The organism is Streptomyces sp. NPDC004610 (assembly GCF_040609715.1).
Taxonomy (GTDB): Bacteria; Actinomycetota; Actinomycetes; order Streptomycetales; family Streptomycetaceae; genus Streptomyces.
Genome location: NZ_JBEXLA010000014.1, coordinates 145385 through 164800 on the forward strand (window position 1 = coordinate 145385; position 19416 = coordinate 164800).

Annotated in this window: 16 protein-coding genes; 5 read left to right on the top strand and 11 right to left on the bottom strand. The window is 74.5% G+C overall.

The annotated features are described in order from the left end of the window. Positions 1-271: 271 nt before the first annotated feature. On the top strand, positions 272-1294 hold the full coding sequence (locus ABZX40_RS18100; RefSeq protein WP_355731789.1) for an RNA polymerase subunit sigma-70: 1023 nt from the start codon (positions 272-274) through the stop codon (positions 1292-1294). 179 nt (positions 1295-1473) lie between these two features. After that, complete coding sequence (locus ABZX40_RS18105; RefSeq protein WP_355731791.1) at positions 1474-2907, top strand: MFS transporter; 1434 nt, start codon at positions 1474-1476, stop codon at positions 2905-2907. A gap of 83 nt (positions 2908-2990) precedes the next feature. Here the strand turns inward: ABZX40_RS18105 and ABZX40_RS18110 are convergent, their stop codons facing one another. Beyond that, positions 2991-3266, bottom strand: a complete 276-nt coding sequence (locus ABZX40_RS18110) for a heavy-metal-associated domain-containing protein (protein ID WP_355731793.1) — start codon at positions 3264-3266, stop codon at positions 2991-2993. Between the two features lie 242 nt (positions 3267-3508). Between ABZX40_RS18110 and ABZX40_RS18115 the strand changes: the two genes are divergently transcribed. After that, positions 3509-4294, top strand: a complete 786-nt coding sequence (locus ABZX40_RS18115) for a hypothetical protein (protein ID WP_355731795.1) — start codon at positions 3509-3511, stop codon at positions 4292-4294. A 23-nt stretch (positions 4295-4317) separates the two neighbouring features. Here the strand turns inward: ABZX40_RS18115 and ABZX40_RS18120 are convergent, their stop codons facing one another. From ABZX40_RS18120 to ABZX40_RS18135, 4 genes are all read right to left on the bottom strand, one after another. Continuing rightward, on the bottom strand, positions 4318-5346 hold the full coding sequence (locus ABZX40_RS18120; protein WP_355731797.1) for an NlpC/P60 family protein: 1029 nt from the start codon (positions 5344-5346) through the stop codon (positions 4318-4320). 163 nt (positions 5347-5509) lie between these two features. Beyond that, positions 5510-6448 carry a M56 family metallopeptidase gene (locus tag ABZX40_RS18125; RefSeq protein ID WP_355731799.1) on the bottom strand — a complete coding sequence of 313 codons (939 nt, stop codon included), beginning with the start codon at positions 6446-6448 and terminating at the stop codon, positions 5510-5512. Beyond that, complete coding sequence (locus ABZX40_RS18130) at positions 6445-6813, bottom strand: BlaI/MecI/CopY family transcriptional regulator (RefSeq protein ID WP_355731800.1); 369 nt, start codon at positions 6811-6813, stop codon at positions 6445-6447. Before ABZX40_RS18130 ends, ABZX40_RS18125 begins: the two co-directional genes overlap by 4 nt. Positions 6814-6897: 84 nt before the next feature. Further along, positions 6898-7386 (bottom strand): protein-tyrosine phosphatase family protein, encoded by a 489-nt coding sequence (locus tag ABZX40_RS18135; RefSeq protein WP_355731802.1) that lies wholly within the window; start codon positions 7384-7386, stop codon positions 6898-6900. Between the two features lie 94 nt (positions 7387-7480). Between ABZX40_RS18135 and ABZX40_RS18140 the strand changes: the two genes are divergently transcribed. Together ABZX40_RS18140 and ABZX40_RS18145 are read left to right on the top strand one after the other, a co-directional pair. Continuing rightward, positions 7481-7930, top strand: a complete 450-nt coding sequence (locus tag ABZX40_RS18140) for a hypothetical protein (RefSeq protein WP_355731804.1) — start codon at positions 7481-7483, stop codon at positions 7928-7930. Between the two features lie 116 nt (positions 7931-8046). Further along, positions 8047-8778, top strand: coding sequence for an ankyrin repeat domain-containing protein (locus tag ABZX40_RS18145; protein ID WP_355731806.1), 732 nt, complete (start codon positions 8047-8049; stop codon positions 8776-8778). Positions 8779-8781: 3 nt separating this feature from the next. Here ABZX40_RS18145 and ABZX40_RS18150 read toward each other — a convergent pair whose 3' ends face one another. The 6 genes from ABZX40_RS18150 to ABZX40_RS18175 form a co-directional block, all read right to left on the bottom strand. Further along, on the bottom strand, positions 8782-10278 hold the full coding sequence (locus tag ABZX40_RS18150) for a GAF domain-containing protein (RefSeq protein ID WP_355731808.1): 1497 nt from the start codon (positions 10276-10278) through the stop codon (positions 8782-8784). 2 nt (positions 10279-10280) lie between these two features. Next, positions 10281-11318 (bottom strand): rod shape-determining protein, encoded by a 1038-nt coding sequence (locus tag ABZX40_RS18155; protein WP_355731810.1) that lies wholly within the window; start codon positions 11316-11318, stop codon positions 10281-10283. Positions 11319-11566: 248 nt separating this feature from the next. Further along, a complete protein-coding gene (locus ABZX40_RS18160) occupies positions 11567-16180 on the bottom strand; it encodes an SAV_2336 N-terminal domain-related protein (protein ID WP_355731812.1) in 4614 nt (1537 codons plus the stop codon). Continuing rightward, positions 16170-17186, bottom strand: coding sequence for a MoxR family ATPase (locus tag ABZX40_RS18165; RefSeq protein ID WP_355731814.1), 1017 nt, complete (start codon positions 17184-17186; stop codon positions 16170-16172). Before ABZX40_RS18165 ends, ABZX40_RS18160 begins: the two co-directional genes overlap by 11 nt. 66 nt (positions 17187-17252) lie before the next feature. Further along, the gene (locus tag ABZX40_RS18170) at positions 17253-18953 is read right to left on the bottom strand and encodes a trypsin-like peptidase domain-containing protein (protein ID WP_355731816.1); all 1701 of its coding nucleotides are present in this window, start codon (positions 18951-18953) and stop codon (positions 17253-17255) included. Between the two features lie 13 nt (positions 18954-18966). Beyond that, positions 18967-19326 carry a CU044_2847 family protein gene (locus ABZX40_RS18175; RefSeq protein ID WP_355731818.1) on the bottom strand — a complete coding sequence of 120 codons (360 nt, stop codon included), beginning with the start codon at positions 19324-19326 and terminating at the stop codon, positions 18967-18969. Positions 19327-19416 lie beyond the last annotated feature (90 nt).

Here is a 19416-nt window from a genome sequence, read left to right on the forward strand (position 1 = left end):
GGGGGCGGAGGCCGTGCCCTGCGGGGCATCGACCCGCGGCGCCGCCCGTCGGCGGTCCTGAGCCGCCTGCCCCGTCATCGCCGCCCGCCGACGCGTCCTGAGCCGCCCGCCACCCTCATCACCGGGCCCGCCCGCCACCCTCATCACCGGGCCCGCCCGCCACCCTCATCACAGGACCCGCCACCTTCATCACCCCCGGCCCAGTGATGAGTTTTCGCGCCCGTACCCGTCACACCTACGACAGGCCGGGACCGGACGGAAGGGTGATGTCATGAGTGCGAGTGCGAGTGCGAGTGCTGGTGTGGGCGTGTGGCTGGAGGAGCTGGGCGTGAGCGGGCCGGGTGAGGGCGACGAGCCGGCGTTCTCGGGGCTGGCGGAGCGGCATCGGCGGGAGCTGCATGTGCACTGCTACCGGATGCTCGGGTCGTTCGAGGACGCCGAGGACGCCGTACAGGAGACGTTTCTGCGTGCCTGGCGGCGACGGGAGACCTTCGAGGGGAGGTCGACGTTCCGGGCCTGGCTGTACCGGATCGCCACCAACACCTGTCTGGATCTGCTCGCCCGGCACCGCCCCGAGCCCGCGACCGGTGGTGAGGTGCCGTGGCTCCAGCCCTACCCGGACCGGCTGCTCGACGAGTTGCCCGCGGCGGACGCGGACGAGCCGGAGGCCGTCGCCGTCGCGCGGGAGACGATCGAGCTGGCGTATCTGGTCGCGGTGCAGCATCTCGCGCCGCGACCGCGGGCCGTGCTGATCCTGCGGGATGTGCTCGCCTGGCCGGCGAAGGAGGTCGCGGCACTCCTCGGGGACTCCGTCCACTCCGTGAACAGCGCGCTGCAACGCGCCCGCGCCGGGATGCGGGACCATCTGCCCGCCGAGCGGCAGGACTGGACCGGCGGTGAACCGGACACCGGGACACGCGAGCTGGTGCGCCGCTACACCGACGCCAGCGTGGCCACGGACATCGACCGGCTCGCCACCCTGCTGCGGGACGACGTCCGCTGCTCGATGCCGCCCACCCCGGGCCTGCACATCGGCCGGGACGCGGTGGTCCGAGACTGGGCCGGGAGCGGTTTCGTGGGGATGCGGGGCCTGCGCCCCGTCCTCACCCGGGTGAACCGGCAGCCCGCCGTCGCCTTCTACCTCTGGCGGGAGCGGGAGGGCGCGTATCTGCCGCTGACCCTCGATGTCCTGCGCGTCACCGGCGGGCTGATCGCCGGGATCGTCACCTTCCACGCCGACCGGTTCCCGCGGCTCGGGCTGCCGGAGCGGCTTGCGGCGGACGGTACGGAGTAGCTCCGGTGTGAACGCGCGGTGCGCCCCGTCGGGCATGCCGGTCAAGATCCTCACCCTCTCCCGGGTCGCCGATGTCGACCCCACGGCTAGCTATACCCCCTAGGGGTATGTTACCGTGCGGCAGCTTGATACCCCCTAGGGGTATTGAAATGTCGCTGATTCAAAGGGGTGGTGGAGTGATGTCCGACGTCAATCCCAGACGGTGGTGGGCGCTCGCCGTACTCGCCGCGGCTCAGTTCATGGTGATCATGGATACGTCGATCATCGGCGTCGCGCTGCCCGAGATGCAGAAGGATCTCGGGTTCTCGCAGGGTGAGTTGCAGTGGGTGTTCAACGCCTATGTGATCGCCTTCGGCGGGCTGTTGCTGCTCGGTGGGCGGTTGTCCGATCTGCTCGGGGCGCGGCGGGTGTTCAACGCCGGGTGGGTCGTGCTGATCGCCGGGTCCGTGGTCGCCGCCGCCGCGCAGAGCGCATGGGTCGAGGTCGTGGGGCGGGCCGTGCAGGGCGTCGGGGGCGCGCTGATCGCGCCGGCCGCGATGACGCTGCTGATGATGCTCTTCGCCCACAACCCCCGGGAACTGGGCAAGGCCATGGCGCTCTACGGGGCCGCCGCGCCCGCCGGGGGGACCGCCGGGGTGTTTCTCGGCGGGGTGTTCACCGAGTGGCTGAGCTGGCCGTGGATCTTCATCATCTATGTGCCCATCGGGATCGCCACCCTCGCCGCCACCAAGGTGCTGCCCGCCGTCCAGGGCCGCAAGGGCGGGGTCGATGTGCTGGGTGCCGTCGCCGTCACCGCCGGGCTGGCGCTCGCGGTGTTCACGGTGGTGCGGGCGCCCGAGGTGGGCTGGGGTGCCACGGAGACCGTGCTCCAGCTGATCGGGGCCGCGGTGCTGCTGGGGCTCTTCCTGGTCGTCCAGCGGGCCGTGCGCGAGCCGCTCATGCCGCTCGGTATCTGGCGGGTGCCCCGGCTCGGTTCCGCCAACCTGGCCATGACGCTGCTCGGGGCCGCCTGGATCCCGATGTGGTACTTCCTGAATCTGTATCTCCAGCAGGTGCTGGGCTACGGGGCCTTCGCCTCCGGTGCCGCGCTGCTGCCCATGACCGGGCTGCTGATGGTGTTCATGACGGTCATCACCGCCCGGCTGATGGGCCGGTTCGGTGCCAAGCCGCTGATCGGCACCGGGCTGCTGGTCCTCGCGGGCGGGCTGCTGTGGCTGTCCGCCGTCGAGCCCACCGGCACCTTCGTGGTGGACGTCCTGCCCGCCTCGCTCGTCGCCGCGCTCGGGATGTCGCTCGCCTACATCCCGGCGATGATGGCCGCGATGTCCGGCGCCCCGCAGGAGCAGGCCGGGCTTGCCTCCGGCATCGTCAACACCACCTATCAGGTGGGGTCCGCGCTCGGGCTGGCGGCACTGACCGCCGTCGCCACCTCCCAGGGGGCCGGGCAGCTCGGTGATCTGCCCGCGCTGACGGACGGATTCAGCGCCGCCTTCGTCTGGGCCGCCGTGATCGCCGCGGTCGGCGGGCTCGTCACCCTGCTGGTGATGCGCCGGGAACCGGCCGCCGCGGCGGCGCAGGAGCGGGCGGGGACGGGGGAGCGGGCCGGGGTCTGAGCACCTCGGGCCGGTGGCCTCGTACCACGCCGAACGGGCCGTCCCCTGGGGGACGGCCCGTTCGGCGTGCGGGGGGTGGGCGCTCAGGACGCCGCCGCCCGGCCCGCGTAGGCGTAGCCGGCCTCGTCGACCGTCTTCGCGATCAGGGCGTCCAGTGCCTCGTCCGGCTCGGCGGCGGTGGTGACCGTCACCAGGCCGGTGCCGATCTCGACCTCGATCGCGGTGATCTCCGCGAGCTCGCCGACGGCCTTGGTCACCACGCCCTGGCAGTGGGCGCTGCCCACGCCCTCGACCCGGTAGACGGTCGTGACCTCGGCGGTGGAGTGGCAGCTTCCGTCCGTGGTGCAGCAGTTCGACATGGCGTTCGTTCTCCCGTGGGTCGGTGGTGGGTGGGAAGGGGATGCTCGGATATCCCCGGATACCCCCCCGATACCCCTCAGGGGTATCGGGGGACTCGACTGCCATGTATACCCCCCGGTGGTATTCGTCCGCAAGCTCCGCGTCGGCGGGCCGCCCTTGACTCTGGATACCCCCTGGGGGTATGTTTCCCTCAGTCGTCCGGTCACGGGCGGTGAGAAAGAAGACGAACGAGGAGTCGGTCATGAGCAGCGCCGCGCACCACGCACACGCCGGTCACCAGGGGGACCACGCAGGCCAGGGGAGCCACGGGGGTCAGGGGCACGGGGCCTCCGCCGTCGGTCACCGGATCGAGCTGGTCACCCCCCGGATCACCGCCCGGGAGAAGACCGATCTCCGGTTCAGCGTGGTCGAGGACCGCGAGCACGGACGGCTCCTCGCCGCCGCCGAGGAGTACGAGGAGTCGCACGGCAAGGAGCTGCATCTGATCGTCGCCTCGCGCGATCTCGCCGTGTACCGGCATCTGCACCCGGTGCTGGGCGGGGACGGCGTCTGGTCGGTGCCGGTGGAGCTGCCGAAGGGCGGGGAGTACCGGGTCTTCGCCGACTTCCGGCCGCGCGGCGGCGACGCGGTGACCGCCGGTGCCGATCTGGTCGCCGAGGGGGCCGGTGAGTCCGCCGCGCTGCCCGAGCCCACCGGGGTCGCCCTGGTCGACGGCTACGAGGTGCGGCTGGACGGCGAACTGGTCGGCGGCGAGGGCGGCGCCCTGGTCTTCTCGGTGCACAAGGACGGGCGGCCCGTCACCGACCTCCAGCCCTACCTCGGCGCCTACGGCCATCTGGTCGCCCTGCGCGCCGCCGACCTCGCCTATCTCCACGTCCACCCGGGCGGCGAACCCGGCGACGGAGTCACCCCGGCCGGACCCGAGGTCTCCTTCCACGCCGTGGCCACCGGTCCGGGCCCGTACCGCCTCTTCCTGGACTTCCGGCACGGCGATGTCGTACGGACCGCCGCCTTCACCACGCGCTGAGACGACTCCCTGAAAGGGGCCGCTCAGGGGCGGGTCGCCGCGAAGTACGGCATCGAGTCCAGGTCGGTGACCTCCACGTTCTTGCCGGTGCGCGGGGCGTGGATCGCCTTGCCGTCGCCGACGTAGAGGCCGTTGTGCTGGGTGTTGTTGTACCAGTAGATGATGTCGCCCGGCTGGAGGTCCGCGCGGGCGACCTGGCGGCCCGCCGTGTACTGCTGGTTGACCGTACGCGGCAGGGAGACGTCCGCGGCGGCCCAGGCGGAGCCGGTCAGGCCCGAGCAGTCGAAGGAGTCCGGGCCGGTCGAGCCCCATTCGTAGGGCTTGCCGAGCTGGGCGTAGGCGAACTCGATCGCGGTGCGGGCCCGGCCGCTCGCGGCGCCGTCGTAGGTGTCCGGGGCGTCGCTGCTGCCGGCCGCCTCGTCCGCCTTCTCCTCCGCCGCCTTCAGCTCCGCGCGCTCCTCGGCGGTCAGGCTGTTCAGCAGCTTCTGGGCGTCGCGCAGCTTGCCCTGGATCTCGTCCTTCTTCTCGCTCATCCGCTCCTGCGCGGTACGGGCCGCCGTCAGCTTCTCCACCGCCTCGGCGCGGGTCTGGGCGATCTCGCGCTGCTTGCGCTGAAGGCTGTCCAGCAGGGTCCGCTGCCGCTCGCTGGTGCGGTCCACCAGGGACGCCTGCTCCAGGAAGTCGTCCGGGTCGGCGGAGAGGAAGAGCCGCACGCTCGGATCCAGCCCGCCGTCGCGGTACTGGGAGGCGGCTATCGGGCCCATCTCGGCGCGGATCTCATTGATCTCCTCCTGCTGCCGGGCCACCTCCTCCTGCGCCTTGTTCGCGGCCTCCTGGAGGGTCTTGCGCTTCTCCTGGGCCTCGTTGAACTCCTCGGTGCTGGCCTCCGAGTCGTGGTACAGCTCCTCGACCTCGGTGCGCACCTGCTCCACGGACGGCTTCGGCTCCGCCTGGCTCTGGGCCGTCGGCAGCAGCGAGAACGCCCCCGCCGAGGCGGCCAGCACGGCGAGCCGGGGCCGGGTCGGCGGCTTGGGGCGGCGGTGGGTTCCCATGCTGCGGCTCACATTCCTGGGGAGGGGCGATGATCCCGACGTGTCCTACGTCAACACGTGCGACGTCAACAAGTGCGATGTCAACAAGTAAGACATCAACTTAGTAGCTTCGTAGATGAGGGTGCAATGCGGGGGGCGGGGGAGACGGTGAGACGGGCGGGGCTCAGGTGAAAGGCGTCGGTACGCAGCCGAAGAGCAGCGGGATCACCGGGGGCAGCGCCGCCCCCACCGCCAGCGCGGCCCGCAGCACCGGATGCGGGCGCCGCTGCGGATGCAGCACCCGCCGCAGCCGCACCAGCGCCCCGGCCCCGCCACCCGCCGCGCTCGGGCCGCCCATCGCGAACGCGCCCGGCGGCACCGAACGCGCCGCCGCCATCTCGTACATCGCCGTGGCCAGCAGATCCGGGGAGTGCTGGTCGAGCGCCCGGTCGTCGGCCGCCATCTCCAGCAGGACCGCCGTCTGCTCCCGCGCATGCCGGGCCAGCGGCAGCCACCCGCACAGCCGCGCGAACGCCTCCGTCACCGCCAGCGCCAGATGGTGCCGCCCCGCGATGTGCGCCCGCTCATGGGCGAGGACGGCGTCCAACTGGCCCGGGGAGAGCAGCCGCAGCGCGCCCGCGCTCACCACGATCCTCGGACGCCGGCCGGGGAGGCAGTACACGGCGGGCCGTTCGTGCTCGACGACCGTCGCCGCCAGCCGTGGGTCACGGCGGCCCACCAGATCCAGCACCCGGCGGTGCCGGGCACGGGCGCGGCGGCCCCGGAACAGCTCCACGGCGACGGCGGCCAGCGCGGCGGCGACCACCATCAGGGGGAGGGCGACCGTCAGCCGGTCGGTGATCGTCGGATCCGGCACCCCGGTCGTGGCGGTCAGACCGCACCAGTGCAGAAAGCCGACCAGATCGGCGTGCAGATGCTCGGTGGGCGCGGCCAGATGGTGCGCTGCCAGGGCCACCGCCAGCACGAAGGAGACGATCAGCCCCTGCCAGACGGCGACCGCCAGCGCCGGGGCCCGGTACGGCCACGCGCGGCGCAGCAGCAGCCCCGGGGCCAGCAGGCCCACCACCGCCGCGTACCCGAGCAGGGGCAGTGCCGGGCTCACGAGCCCGCCTTCCGCCCCACCGTGCGCAGCGCCCGGCGCAGGGCACTGATCTCGTCGGCGTCCATCTGCTCCACGAAGTGCGCGAGCGCCACCGGCCGGTCCTCACTCGTCCCGAGCGCGTCCTCCATCAGGGCCGCCGCGTACTGCTCCCGGCTGCGCACCGGGGTGTAGACCCAGGCCCGGCCCTGCTTGCCGCGCACCAGCCAGCCCTTGTTGTAGAGGATGTTGGCGACGGTCATCACGGTGGTGTAGGCGAGCGGGCGCTCCTCGTTGATGTCGTCGACGATCTCCCGCACGGTCGCCGGGCGCCGCCACCGCCAGAGCCGGTCCATGATCTCCGCCTCCAGATCACCCAGCCGCCGCATCCGCCGCTCTCCTCGTTCCTTCGGGTTCTCCCGGCCTCTTCCGGCCCCTCCGCAGGCCGCCATCGTAGGCCGGGGCCGGGCTGCTCAGGAGAAGCGGGCCACATAGCGCCGCTGCCAGGGGGTCTCCACCGCCTTCGGCGAGTAGTGCGCGCGGACATAGGCGACGGCCTCGGCGGCCGGGACGCCGTCCAGGACCGCGAGACAGGCCAGCGCCGTGCCGGTACGGCCCCTGCCGCCGCCGCAGGCGACCTCCACCCGCTCGTTCCCGGCCCGCCGCCACGCCTCGCGCAGGGCGGCGGCGGCGTCTGTCCGGTCCGCCGGGAGCCGGAAGTCGGGCCAGCGCACCCAGCGGTGCTCCCACTCCACCGGCTCCGGTGCCCGGCCCAGCAGATACAGGGCGTACGAGGGCCGGGGCCCCGGCGGCAGCGGATGCCGCAGGGCGCGTCCGCGCACCAGCCGTCCGGAGGGCAGCCGTAGCACTCCGTGCCGCGCGGGATCCCAGGTCCCGTTCCCGGTCCCGTTCCCGGTCTTGCTCCCGGTCTCGGTCTCGGTCTCGGTCTCGTTCTCGGTCATCCGTCGACCCTAGACCGGCTGAACGCGGGAGGGGCGGGGTCCGTACCACTCGTCGTACGCCCGGGGTTCAGGGACGGGGGACGGAGGGGCTCGGATGGAACGGGTGCGCGCGGTGCTGCTCGCGGTGGGGGGCGCCGCCGGTCTCGCCCTGGTGGCGGGGTGCGGCGGGGACGCCGTCCGGCCGCAGCCGGTGGGGAGCGGGGTGCCCCGGGTGTCCGCGGCGCCCGAGGTTGGGGTGATGGCGCCCGCCAAGGTCGAGGTGATCGCCGCGCTGGCCGGGTGCGAGGCGCAGATCCGGATCGACGCGGACGAACTGCGCCAGGGCGTCTGCGAGTCCGGCGGCGACGGCTATGTCATCACCACCTTTCCCGAGGACCGGCTCAAGGAGACCTGGCTCGACTCGGCCAGTGTCTACGGCGGCACCTATCTGGTCGGCGCCCGCTGGGTCGTCGGCGCCGAGCCCGCGCTGCTGACCGGGCTGCGGGAACGCCTGGGCGGGGACGTACGGGAGTTGCGGGGGATCGGGCCCACCACCGGGCCGTAGGGCCGGGTCGGTAGGGCCGAGTCGTAGGACAGGGCCTTGGCTGCGTGCCCTGGTCCCGGGCCGCGGAGCGGAGCCGTGGTTCTGCTCGGGGGGCCGGAGTGGGAAGCTGGGTGTTCATGACGACCCTGAACTCCCTTGATCCGCTGGCCGTCGCGGTCACCGAGGCGATCCGGACCGGTGATCTCGCGGCGCTGCGCGCGCTGCTCGCCGACCGTCCCGACCTGGCGTCCGCCGGGATCGCCGAGGCCGAGGACAGCGAGCGCGCCGGGACCCGCAGCCTGCTGCACATCGCCACCGACTGGCCCGGTCACTACCCGCGCGGTCCCGAGGTCGTCGCCCTGCTGGTGGCGGCCGGGGCCGATCCCGGCGCCCGGTTCGTCGGCGCGCACACGGAGACCCCGCTGCACTGGGCGGCCGGCAACAACGACGTCACCGCGATCGACGCGCTGCTGAAGGCCGGTGCCGACATCGAGGCGCCCGGCGCGGTCCTCGGCGGTGGCTCCCCGCTCACCGACGCCTGCGGCTTCGGCCAGTGGCGGGCCGCCCGGCATCTGGTCGAACGGGGCGCGCGGGTCGGCCTCGACGAGGCCGCCGCCCTCGGCCTGCGCGACCTGGTCGAGGAGTATCTCCGCGAGAACACCGACCGGGACGCTCTGGACCGCGCCTTCTGGAGCGCCTGTCACGGCGGGCAGCTGGAGACCGCCCGCCGGTTGCGCGAGCTGGGCGCCGACCTGGACCGGGCCGGGTACGACGGGATGACCCCGCTGGACATCGCGCGGGCGCAGGACGCCGACGCGGTGGTGGCCTGGCTGGTGGCGGAGGGGGCGCGGGGCGCGAAGGCGGGGTGAGCGTCACAGGGGGGACTGCCACTCGGTGGTCCCGCCCCCGGTGACCCCGCTGGCCCCGGTGCCCTCGCCGTCGTCCCGTACGGTCAGGCGGACGACCTCTCTGCCGTCCGGCAGGGGGGTCGTGGTGTCGACGGTGATCTCCAGCCGGGTGACCGGCGGGCGGTGGGCCGCGGCGGTGAGGGCGCGGCGCAGGACCGTCAGGAGCTGGGCCGCGACCGGCGCCGGGACGCGGGAGTCGATCGGGCCGGTGAACCGCACCGACGGCTGGAAGCCGAGCAGCGCCGCCGCGGTCGCCGTCTCCCGCAGGACCTTGCCGCGCAGGGTGGTGGGCGCCTCGGACGGCGGCTGCTGGAGGGCGTAGATGGTGGTGCGGACCTCCTGGATGGTGGCCTGGAGTTCGTCCGCCGCCCGGCCGAGGGTGTCGTGGACATCGGCCGGGGGTGTGCGGCGCTGGGTGGACTCCAGCATCATCGCCGTCGCGAACAGCCGCTGGACGACGAGGTCGTGCAGATCGCGGGCGATACGGTCGCGGTCCTCGTAGACCGCGAGACGGCCCTGCCGCTGCCGGGTGTCGGCGAGGACCAGGGCGAGCGCGGCCTGCGAGGCGAACTGCGTGGCCAGCAGCCGTTCCACGTCCGTGTACGGCCTCTCGCCCCGGGCGCGGGGCAGGGCGAGGGTGCCGATGAGCCGGCCGCCCGCCTGGAGCGGCAGCATCATGCTGGGGCCGAAGCGGTGCCGGACATGGGTGGTCATCCGGGGGTCGGTCGCCGAGTCGTCGATGAACACCGGCTCCCCGCCCAGGAGCTGGACCAGGACCGGGCTGCCGGGCGCGATGGTGGTGCCCACGATGTCGCCGGGGTCGGCGGGGGCGGACGCGATGACGATCTCCATACCGCCCTCGGCGGTGGCCTGGAGGATGACGCCCGCGGCGGCCCCGGCGACGACCCGGGCGCGTTCGGCGACCGTGCGCAGGGCGTCGGCGCTCTCGCCGGTGAGCAGGGCGGTGGTGACCGCCGCCGAGCCCTCGATCCAGCGCTCGCGGTGCCGGGCCGCCGCGTACAGGCGGGCGTTGCCGATGGCGATACCGGCGTGGGCGGCGAGCAGCCGCAGCAGTTCCCCGTCGGCGGGGGTGAAGTCGCCGCCGCCACGGGTGCCGGTGAGGCGGAGCCGGCCGAAGAGGCGGCCGTCGACGTGGATGGGGACGTCGAGGGAGGGGGAGTGCGCGGCCTTACAGGTGCCGGTGCCGGTGCCGGTGCCGGTACCGGCACGGATGTCGGTGAGGCCGTCGCGGGCCGGGTCCGTCATGTCGAGGACGGCGTGCCGGGCGCCGGTCACCTCGGCGGCGCCGGACACGATGTGGCGCAGGGTGCCCGCGAGGTCGAGATCGGCGCCGACGCCGAGGACCGCGTCCAGGAGCGGGGCGGGCAGCGGGGTCGGCGGCGGGGCCGGGAGCGGGGTCGGGAGCGGGGTCGGGAGCGGCGCGGCGGGGTCCTCGGGCATTCTCAGGGGCCCAGCGGGTTCAGCTCCAGCGGCTGGATCCGGCCCTCCAGCATCGCCCCGAGCCCCTGCACCGCGCAGATGTCGGGGCGTTCGGCGATGTGCACCGGCATTCCGGTGGCCTGGCGCAGCATCTCGTCCAGGCCCGGCAGCAGCGCCGAACCGCCGACCATCACGATCCCCCGGTCGACGAGGTCGGCCACCAGGTCGGGCGGGCACTCGCGCAGCACCTTGCCGATGCCGTCGAGGATCGCGGTCAGCGGGGTCTGGATGGCGTCCCGGACGGCCGCCGTGTCCACCCGGACGCTGCGGGCGAGACCGGTGGCGACATCGCGGCCGTGGATCTCGGTGGAGGCCGGGCCGTGCTCGTTCAGCCCGTTGCCGGACAGGGCGAGCTGGAGCGGCCGGACGGACTGGCTGGGCAGCATCAGCTCATGGGCGTGCCGCAGATGCTGCACGATCGCCTGGTCCACGGCCTCGCCGCCGACCGGGACCCGCTTGGCGGTGACGATCGAGCCCAGCGAGAGCACCGCGACCTGGGTGGCCGCCGCCCCGCACACCAGGACCATGGTCGCCTCGGGCTGCTCCACGGGCAGTCCGCTGCCGACGGCGGCGGCGATCAGGGTGTCGACCAGTTCGACCCGGCGGGCGCCGAGGCCGACCAGGGTCTCGATGGTGGCGCGCTGGGCGAGCGGGTCGGAGTCGTGCGGGGTGCAGGCCGCCGCGCGCAGCCGGGGCTTGCGGCGCAGGGCGCGGCGGACCTTGTCGCCGAGGAGATGGCGCAGCATCCGCTGGGCCATCTCGATGTCGACCACGGTGCCGCCGGAGACCGGGCGCACCACCCGGATGTAGTGCGGGGTGCGGCCGGTCATCTGCTCGGCGAACTCACCGACCGCGATCAGCGCGCCGGTACGGGTGTTCACGGCGGCGGCGGAGGGCTGATCGACGACCAGGCCGTCGCCCTTCACATAGACCCGGGTCCGCGCGGCGCCCAGGTCGACGGCGAAGTGGCAGCGGCGCAACGCCTCCAGGCTGGCGGTCATGGCGGATCCTCCCGAGAACACGGAGCGGGCCGCCGGGCGGCGGGCCTCTGCCTGGAATCCTCCGCCGGGGAAGGGGGTGGCGCCTGCTGTGGGGGGCCGGGTGGGGGGCCACTGAATGGGGGAATTATCGCGTTTGTCGGGTGTCGGAGTTGCTTGTCGCCCCTGCTTCCCTCGCTTTAGCTTCCCTCTGCCTCTCTCTCCTCTGCTTCCCTCCCCTGCGCTTCCCTCCTCAGATGGTGCGGGCCTCCTCAAAGCGTGCGGGCCGCCTCCATCAGCGTCGTGAGATCCGTGCCCAGGAAGGACGCGCCCGCCGCCGTCGCCGCCCGCTGCTCCGCCGCCGCCGAGCCGATCACCAGGCACCGGGAGGCCGGGACCCGCAGTTCCTCGATGGCCCGCGTCAGGATGTCCGGCTCCGGGGGCAGCGGGGTGCGCCGGTCGTTCCGGCCCTCGATGGCCTCGAACTGCTCCAGTTCGTGCCGGTCGACGAAGGTCCACAGCGCGTCGTCGGAGGTGTCCCCGACGATGCCCACCCGCAGCCCCCGCCCGGTCAGCGTCCGGACGCAGGCCACGGCGTCGGTGGCCGGTTCCGCCCGGCGCGCGGCGGCCTCCTCGATCTTCGCCAGCCGCACATGCAGCTCCACGCCGTACGGGGTGAACCGGAACGCGTCCAGCAGGTCCAGCGGGTGCGGGCGCTCGCTGCGCTGGCGCGCGACCGTGCCGTCCGGGTGCGGCAGCGGCACCCCCGCGAGGGCGTCCGCCGCGCTGCGCCGCTCCACCACGACCTCGGCCAGCCGCCGTGCCGCGTCGGTCTGCTCCTCCGGTTCGTAGAGCCGGGTCAGGGTGCCGTCGAAGAACAGCAGGACGGCGTCCACCTCGCGCAGGGCGCGCTGGGCGCTGACGACCGGCGGCGCGAACCGCAGGGCGATGTCCCAGCGGACGGTGCAGCCGGGGACCGCGTCGGGGGAGAGCCGTTGGGCGAGGGCCGCGTCGGTGGGGAAGCCGCGCAGCGTCACCCGGCGCAGGGCGTCCCTCAGATGGGTCCGCAGTACCCGCTCGGCGTCGGCGCGGCCCTCCCGTACATAGGTCTCCGGGTGGACGATCCGCCACACCGCGCTGCCCCGGGCCCCGAGGGAGTGCCGGGAGGCGTCCCAGCGCACCGACTCCTCCAGCACGCTCCGGCGCTCGGTCAGATCGACCTCGTAGTACCGGTCCCCGGTGCGGACCACCGTCCGGGTCACGCTGCTGGAGGGGGCCGCGTGCGGCGGTTCGGGGAGGTGGGGAGGCAGCGGGTACGGTCCCCGGACCGGCGGCAACGGTTTCGACCGCTCCGGCAGGATGACGGGCAGGGGCCCGCGCCCGCCGTCCAGCCGCGCCCGCACGGCGGGCGGTACGACGATCAGGCCCTGCGTTTCGGATCGGTCCAGCGCGGTGAGGGCCTCGGCCCAGTCCTCGGCGTCCGTCACATGGGCGAGGCCCAGCCGGGCCCCGCCCAGCTCCCGCAGCAGGCCCGGGAAGCCCTCGACCGCCGTGCGCAGCAGGTCGGGCACCGGACGGCCCGGCCCGCACGGCAGCGAGTAGCCCCCGGCGTGGGCGCGCGGCGGGAACGCCGCCTGGCTCAGCCCGGCCGCCGCGACCAGCCGGGTCAGCGCCCGGCCCAGCAGCGCGTGCAGGTCCGCTGCCCGGGCGCCGTCCGTGAACTGGAACACGAGGAGGGTGTCCGGCGGGTGCTCGCCGTTCTCCTGGCTGTCTTCCCTCTCCGCACCCTCCTCGCCGAGTTCCTCGCGCAGTTCGTGGCCGAGGGCGAGGAGGTCGGGGCTGGTGCCGCCGGAGAGTTCGTACTCCTCGAAGACCTCCAGGGCCTCCCGGCCCCGGCCCCGGCGGCGCAGGGCGATCAGATACAGGCGGCGGAAGTCCTCGTGGGAGGGATGGGCGTCGACCAGGACGGCGAGGTCGGCGGCGGCCCGCTCCACCTCGCCGAGGTCGAGGTCGAGTTCGGCGCGGGTGCGCAGCAGGCCCAGCCGGAGCTGGACGAGCCGGGCGCGGGCGGTACGGGCGGCGGGGCCGGGGACGCCCTCCAGAGGGGTGTCGGAGCGCCAGAGAGCGAGGGCCTCGGCGATCTCCGCGTGGGCCCGGATGAGTTCGCCACCGGTGCGGCTGCGCTCGGCCCGCCAGACCAGGTCCTCGCAGTGCGTGACGTCCAGGTGGTCGGCGCTGATGTGCAGGGCGTAGCCGTCGGGGCGGGCGGACAGCGCGGCCTCGGGGCCCAGCAGGGTGCGCAGCAGGGCGGCCATCACATCGAGCGTCTCGACCGTGTTCCCGGGCTCGTCCGGGGAGTCCCAGATGCCCTGGCGCAGTTCGTCATGGGTCACCGTGCGGCCGTGCTGGAACAGGAGCATCGCCAGCATGGCCTGGTCGACGGGTGGCAGAGCGGGCCCGCTCCCCATGCGCACCGGCCCCAGCAGCAGGTAGCGGCGTTGGGTGTACCAGTCCCGGGCGTCGTCCCCGTCCCACGCGATGAGCCGGTCCCTGCCCTCGGCCTGGGTCCTGGGCGAGGGGGACATCAACTGATCCAGGACCTCGGCGCACCGCGCCCGCAGCGGCGTCGGCAGATGGGTCAGCGACGACGGCTCGATGGGCAGGTGCACCCGGGACGTCCCGCACGCCAGTTGGAGCAGCAGCTCGCCCAGGGCCCGCAGATCCTCCGACCGCTCCGCCGGACCCGAGCCGCGCCCCGGCTCGAACGGGCTGAGCTTGACCGCCCCGTCCGGTTGCAGCACCACCCGGGACGGGATGACGCCGCCATGCGTGAGCCCGGCCGCGTGCAGGGTCTTCAGGGCGCTCGCGAGCTGCCCCGCCAGTGACACGAAGAGCGGCACGGGCAGCCGGTACCCGTACGGGGCCGCCAGACCGCCCAGGGCCAGACCCTCCACGAACTCCATGACGAGATACGGCATGTCGTCCTCGATGCCATGGCCGTGGACCGCCACGAGATGGTTGTGCCGCACCTTCCGCAGCAGCAGGGCGTCCCGTTCGAACGCCGCGCCCCGCGCCGGGTCGGTGACCCTCGCGTACGTCCGCAGGGCCATCGTCCGCTTCAGCCTGGATCCCGTCACCTGCCACACCGGCCCGGTCGCCGTCAGCCGCCGCACCGCCCGGAAGCGCCGCGCCAGCCCCTCCGGCCAGTCCGGTCCCGGCCCCTCAGGCCCTCCCGGCCCTCCCGCCCCACCTCCCAGCCGCCGTACGCTCCCCGGGCTCACCGTGGCGAACGCCTCGCCGTCCGGTGCCGGGGCCGTGCCGTCCGCCGCCGGGGCCGTCGCCGCGAACTCGCCCGGCGCGCGGCCCGCCCGGCTGTCGATCAGACCGCCGACCCGTGCCAGCAGTTCCGTCGTCCGGCCCCGGTCGCTGCGCGGCAGCCCGCGCAGCAGCAGTGCGCGGACGCCGGGCCGGAAGGCGTACGTGCCGGGCGGGCCCGCGACCGCGGTGAGCATGCCGCTCAGGACGACCTCGGCCAGATGCTGCGGGCGCGGATCCGGCTCCACCGCCGCCTGCACCAGCCGCATCACCGGCAATGCGGGCCGCCCCACCGCCACATGCCCCGCCAGCCGGAACGCCTCCGGCGACGCGGTCGAACGGAACCGCCGGACCAGTTCCTCGGGGGTCAGCCGGGTCAGATCCGTACGGTCGCCGTCCCCGTCCGGCGGCGCCGGGCCCAGTGATGCCACCGCCGCCGGGAACCCGGTGCCGCCCGGCGCGGCGACCAGCGCCGCCCAGTTCGCCAGCCAGCCCGCGTCCGGCTCCAGCACCGGCAGCGGGAGCACCCCGGCGCCGGGCCCGGCCTCCGGAGGGTCGTACGGGGTGAACGTCAGGGACGCGGCCGGGGCCGCCGGGTGCGGGGCGCTCAGCCGGCCCGGGACGGCGGGCAGGGCCGTGTCCCGCCACAGATGCTCCGGCAGCGGCTGGAGCACGGCGAGCGGCATCCGCCGGGCCCAGCGGCGCAGCGTCCGGTACCAGCGGTCGCCCGCCGGGCCCCGGCGCCACTGCGGGCCCATGCAGTCACTGATCACCAGCGTCACGGTCCGGCCGTCGGCGGGCGCGTGCGCGGCCTGTCCGCGCACCGAGCCGTCGGGGCCCGCGGCGTGCAGGGTGACCGTGCGGAACACCCCCGACTGGGCCAGCGCCCGGTGCAGTTCACGGACCAGGGGGCGCCACAGCGGCATGGTGGGGCCGGTGTCGTGCACCAGATGCAGCCGCAGCCAGCGCTCCCGCGCGGGGCGCAGCACCGGTAGCCACCAGCGCGGATCCGCGTCCAGCCGGGCGATCCGGTCGGCGGTGGCCCGCTCGTCCAGCTCCCGGCCCACCGGGGCGTCCGCCCGCCGCTTCAGTGGCCGCAGCGCCCGTTGCAGCGCCAGCGGGTGGCGCAGCATGGGCGGCGCCGGGGCGAGCAGGGAGACATGCCGGGGCCCCGAGGCGGAGGGTCCCGGCCCGGGATCCCCGGCGGGGCCGGGGAGGTGGAGGGGGACGCGGGGGTCGGCTCCGTGCCGTTCCGGCGGGGGAGGGGGAGAGGGGGCCGGGGACACCTCCGGTTGCCGCTCCGGCACGGGCGGCCGGTCGGGCGTGGCGTTGTCGTCGCCAGGGGCCGGGACCGGGGTCGGAGTCGGCGTCGGGGACTGGGTCGAGGGCGGTTCCATCCGCCCCGCCAGCCACAGCAGTTCGGCCAGTTCGCGCGGGGCCGGGCGGTCGCCGGAACCCGCCTCGGCCAGGGCGTCGGCCAGCCGGGCGAGGAGGGCGGCGGCGGCCCCTTCGGTACCGCCCGGCCGGTCAGCAGGCATCAGCAGGAGCCGTCGGAAGGCATCAGAAGGCATCAGTCCCCGGGTTCTGCCCCAGATAGGGCATCAGCCGCTCCGCCAGTTCGTCCAGCGACCCGGCGTCCAGCTCGGAGGCCCCGGCCAGATAGATGGCGTTCAGCAACTGGTCCGTGGCCAGCTCCCCGCCGCCCACCCGGGACAGGAACCGTTCGATCAGCCGCCGCGCGTACGCGTCGGGCTCGCCCAGGTGGGCGCGGACGATCCCGGCGAGATGCTCGTCGTCGGGCTGGCGCAGCCGCAGGGTGACACAGCGGCGCAGGAACGCGGGCGGGAACTCCCGCTCCCCGTTGCTGGTCAGCACCACGAACGGGAACGCCAGACAGCGCACCCGGCCCCGTTCCACCGGGACCCGGGCGTCGGTGCCGTCGGCCAGCACCTCGGCCGTCGGGGTCCGCCGGGCGGCCCGCACCAGCTCCGGGATCTCGTACTGCCCCTCCTCCAGCACATTCAGCAGATCGTTCGGCAGATCGAGGTCGCTCTTGTCGATCTCGTCGATCAGCAGCGCGCGCGGGCGGACGTGCGGCAGCAGGGCGGTGCCGAGCGGGCCCAGCCGGAGATGGTTCTCCACGCCCTCGCTCTCGCCCTCGCCGTCGTCGGGCCGGGTGCTGCGGGCCGCGTACAGCCGGGACAGCGGGTCGTACTGGTACAGCCCGTCGTGCAGGGCGCTGCGGCTGGTGATGTTCCAGCGCAGCACCGGGCCGAGCCGCAGCTCCCGGGCGACCGCGTAGGCCAGCGAGGACTTGCCGGTGCCGGGCGGGCCGGTGACCAGCAGCGGGCGGCGCAGATACAGGGCGGCGTTGACCAGTTGCACGGTCTCGGCGGTGGCCCGGTAGGTCTCGGCGCGATGGGTGCGGTCGGGGGAACCGGCCGAGGAGTCGTCGGACGCGCCGGGCGGATCGAGCGGCGGACCGCCGTCGAAGGCACGCCAGGGCGGGGGGTCGGGCAGGCTGTCGATGCCGTCGTGCGGCTCGCCGGTGCCGGTGTAGACGGGCCACAGGGGCATGGATCGCGCGTCCCTTTCTTTCGTTTTCCTTCGTTTTCCTTCGTTTCCTCGGTGCCGGTCATCGGTTCAGGCCACCGGGGAGTGGTCGCAGGCGGTCGGTTCCGGGAAGCGGCGCGGGTCGTCCCACATCAGCTGGACGTCGTACGCCCAGTGCTGGTCCGGTTCGTCGGCCGCGGCGGCCGTCTCGCGCAGGTCCAGGAGGTGCCGGGGGAGCTGCGCGGGCGGGACGCCGGTGACGGACTCGGCGACCCGGTCCAGGAAGGCGGTGCCCGCGCAGTCGCCGGGGTGCCCGAGGCCGGGACAGCCCGCGCGCGGCCACAGCAGCACCGGTACGGGGGCCAGCAGCCCCACCTCGAAGTGCGCTCCCGCGGCGCCGGGCGCGGTGGCGTACGCCGCCATCACGACCTCCGGGCCGCGCAGCCGATGACGCAGTCTGGGCGGGTGCTCGGAGGTGTCGCAGGCCACCCGGTGCGGGGCGGTGCCGCCCTCCGCGTCCAGCTTCTGCCACTTCTTGGCGAGCTGGTGGCGATGGCCGCCGCTGCGGTGCCGGGAGCGGTCGGCGACCACCAGGGGGTAGGCGCAGCCCAGCGGGGTGGAGTCGTCGGCGCCGCGCGCCCAGCGGGCCACCGGTTCGTTCAGCAGATCGCGCGGCAGGACGAAGGTGAGCAACTCGTCCGCGCCGGGGGAGAGTTGGGTGAACGCCTCGTCGATCCGCTCCTGGACATAGGCCCGCACCCCGCCGCGCGGCAGCCGGCGCGCGCCGACCGGGCGGCGGTGGCCGTCGCGGTAGGCGAAGACCTCGACGGTGACCTGATCGGCACCGGCGCCGCTGTGCTCGATCTCGACGACGATCGGCGACCAGTCGGCGGGCGACCAGTCGGTGGGCGGCGGGGAGGCCGGGGGCGGGGGCTCCGAGGGTTCCGCGGGCGGTCGTGGGGCGAGCAGTCGTTCCAGCAGGTCCGCCAGTCTCGGTACCGCCTCCGCGTCCGCCACCTCCCACTGCACATACGCCGCCACCCGCTCCAGCGACCCGAAGCCGCCCTCCGGCAGCGGTGGCCCGAACTCGCCCACGGCGTCCACGTACACCTGGTCCGGCCGGTACGGCAGCCCCGCCCGCTCGGCCCGGCGGACCAGCCCGTACAGCCGGTGGCGGAGTTCGCGGCAGTGGCCGTCGGTGGGGACGAGTTCGCCGAGGCCGCCCCAGTGGCGGGCCATCACCTCGGTCGGCAGCATCCGGCCCACCCGGGTGTCCGGGCCGCCCGCGACCGCCGTGACCATCCCGACGACCCTGCCGTCCGCCAGGGTGGCCGCCGCCCCGCTGAACCCGCCCGCCAGCGGCTGCCCGTGCCCGGTCAGCGCCTCCAATTGCACCCACTCGCCGGAGATCAGCGGGCCGGGCAGCGCCCGGTAGGAGGCGACCATGCCCTCGTCGTAGCCCCGGGGGAAGCCGTACGCCACCAGCTCCGCGCCCCGCCCCTCGGCGCCGGGCGGCGCGAACGCGGCCGGGGTCACCGGCACCGCGCGCTCCAGCTCCAGTACGGCGAGGTCGCCCGGGTCGGTGGCGCCGCCCCGCCAGCCGCCGTGCACGGCGACGGACGCGGTGAGGGCGCCGAGGTCGGCGCGGCCGGGGAACCGGACGGTGACCTCCGCCGTCTCGCTGAACCGGACGACATGGGCGCAGGTCAGCACCCGGCGCGCGGAGATCAGAAAACCGGCGCCGACTTCCCTGCCGCAGTCGATCCTGGCGTGCCAGGCGTCCGTCCTCATGGCGCCACCGGCCTCAGCGGGCCGTCGCCGGGTCGGTGTCGCGGGCGTCGGGGGTGAGGGGGCCCGGTGTCCAGGTCAGTTTGACGATGAGGTGGCCCTCGGCGGCGCCCTTGGCGATGACCGCCCCGGTCTCCGCGCTGAGCTTCACCCCGAACTCCAGCTCCACGGCGTCCGGCTGGAGGGTGCCGTCGCGGAACACCCGCAGCGCGGACTCGGCGGCGGCGCGCACGCCGGTGAGTGCGCTCTCGAACGTGCGGGCGGCCTGTGCGGGGGAGTCGCCCCGGGAGATCAGCCGGGCGCCCGGGTCGTCCGGATCGCCCTCCACCACGATCAGCGCGCCGTCCTCGGTCTTGAACTCCACGAGACTGTCCATACGCCGTCCGCTCCCCGTGCCCCTGTTGTGCCGCTCCGACGCACTCCATTCTGGCGGAGGTCACTTGCCGCTGTCCCGCCGAACACCCCC

Coding starts and splice junctions, on each gene's coding strand:
- ABZX40_RS18100 (WP_355731789.1), top strand. CDS start 272: ATGAGTGCGAGTGCGAGTGCGAGTGCTGGTGTGGGCGTGTGGCTGGAG.
- ABZX40_RS18105 (WP_355731791.1), top strand. CDS start 1,474: ATGTCCGACGTCAATCCCAGACGGTGGTGGGCGCTCGCCGTACTCGCC.
- ABZX40_RS18110 (WP_355731793.1), bottom strand. CDS start 3,266: ATGTCGAACTGCTGCACCACGGACGGAAGCTGCCACTCCACCGCCGAG.
- ABZX40_RS18115 (WP_355731795.1), top strand. CDS start 3,509: ATGAGCAGCGCCGCGCACCACGCACACGCCGGTCACCAGGGGGACCAC.
- ABZX40_RS18120 (WP_355731797.1), bottom strand. CDS start 5,346: ATGGGAACCCACCGCCGCCCCAAGCCGCCGACCCGGCCCCGGCTCGCC.
- ABZX40_RS18130 (WP_355731800.1), bottom strand. CDS start 6,813: ATGCGGCGGCTGGGTGATCTGGAGGCGGAGATCATGGACCGGCTCTGG.
- ABZX40_RS18135 (WP_355731802.1), bottom strand. CDS start 7,386: ATGACCGAGAACGAGACCGAGACCGAGACCGAGACCGGGAGCAAGACC.
- ABZX40_RS18140 (WP_355731804.1), top strand. CDS start 7,481: ATGGAACGGGTGCGCGCGGTGCTGCTCGCGGTGGGGGGCGCCGCCGGT.
- ABZX40_RS18145 (WP_355731806.1), top strand. CDS start 8,047: ATGACGACCCTGAACTCCCTTGATCCGCTGGCCGTCGCGGTCACCGAG.
- ABZX40_RS18150 (WP_355731808.1), bottom strand. CDS start 10,278: ATGCCCGAGGACCCCGCCGCGCCGCTCCCGACCCCGCTCCCGACCCCG.
- ABZX40_RS18155 (WP_355731810.1), bottom strand. CDS start 11,318: ATGACCGCCAGCCTGGAGGCGTTGCGCCGCTGCCACTTCGCCGTCGAC.
- ABZX40_RS18160 (WP_355731812.1), bottom strand. CDS start 16,180: ATGCCTTCTGATGCCTTCCGACGGCTCCTGCTGATGCCTGCTGACCGG.
- ABZX40_RS18165 (WP_355731814.1), bottom strand. CDS start 17,186: ATGCCCCTGTGGCCCGTCTACACCGGCACCGGCGAGCCGCACGACGGC.
- ABZX40_RS18170 (WP_355731816.1), bottom strand. CDS start 18,953: ATGAGGACGGACGCCTGGCACGCCAGGATCGACTGCGGCAGGGAAGTC.
- ABZX40_RS18175 (WP_355731818.1), bottom strand. CDS start 19,326: ATGGACAGTCTCGTGGAGTTCAAGACCGAGGACGGCGCGCTGATCGTG.